Consider the following 1,024-nt stretch of genomic DNA (forward strand, 5'->3'; position numbering starts at 1 on the left):
ACGCTTCGAGCGTCTCGAACGCGCCGAGCGCTTCGACAGGCACGACGACCTGCACCCGCGCACGCACCGCTTCCACGACCGACCCCGCATCGACCCCGGCCGGGTCAGCGGCGAGCAGCAACTGGGAGAACACGTCAGCCCGCACCTCATCGCGCGTGCGCCGCACCGGCGGTACTGCACCCCGCGACACAGCATCACGCACCGCATCATCCCTGCCGGTTCGAACCGGCTCGGTGTCGGCGACCACCTGCACCCGTTCCACCTCCCGCGCGATCCGCGTCAGCCGATCGTGAATCGCATACGCCTCGACCGTGGGCAGATAGGCGAGCAGATCCGACATGCCATCCTCGCGCTCCCGCACGAGCACGTGACGAGAACGCACCTCCTCCCGATGCCGCACGTCGAGGGGTTCGACCGCGAACCGCTCCGCGATGCGACGAGCGATCGGGCGCAGCCGATTCACCGATTCCCGGCGCGCATGCTCCAGCACCTCCGACTCGTACGCGGCGCGACGCGTAACGACCTCATCAGACCCGCCCGCACCGATGCACCTGCCGGCGTCCACGATCACGCGCGCGTGCGCGGCAGAGATCTCTCCCACGGCGAGCGTTTCGTGCGTGGCCTCGTAGTCGCGTCGCAACGACCACGCCGCGTCCATCTGCGACTCGGCACCCCGCTCGCTCGTTCGCAACGTGGCGGCGAGCTCGGCGCGCAGCGACCGGTACGCCAGGTCGTTATCGCGCGCACTCGAGCTGCCGGTGGCCATCTCCATCGCGGCGCACATCAAATCGAGACGAACCGCGTCCAGCGCCCGCTGCCGGTACTCCATCTGCTCGATCAACGACACGACCTGCCCCAGCGACAGACTCTCACCCGCGAACGCGGCATCCAGCTCCGCAGGGAAGGTATCGATCGGGGTGGCTGGCATGACTCCAGCGAAACAGGAACCACCGACGTTGATACTGGTAACTGCCTCGTCCGGGTTTGACACAGCCTCCGACTGGCTTCGTGCCTTGAAAATGAT

1 protein-coding gene is annotated in these 1,024 nt (G+C 67.6%); it reads right to left on the reverse strand.

Annotated features, from left to right (window positions below; translation table 11 throughout):
* Positions 1-928, reverse strand: a 928-nt coding sequence (locus tag PQI23_RS13920) for a DUF222 domain-containing protein (protein ID WP_339975556.1), incomplete at its 3' end; no start/stop codon positions are given.
* Between the last annotated feature and the right edge of the window lie 96 nt (positions 929-1,024).

Origin of the sequence: Leucobacter sp. USCH14 (genome assembly GCF_037619215.1) — a bacterium.
Taxonomy (GTDB): Bacteria; Actinomycetota; Actinomycetes; order Actinomycetales; family Microbacteriaceae; genus Leucobacter.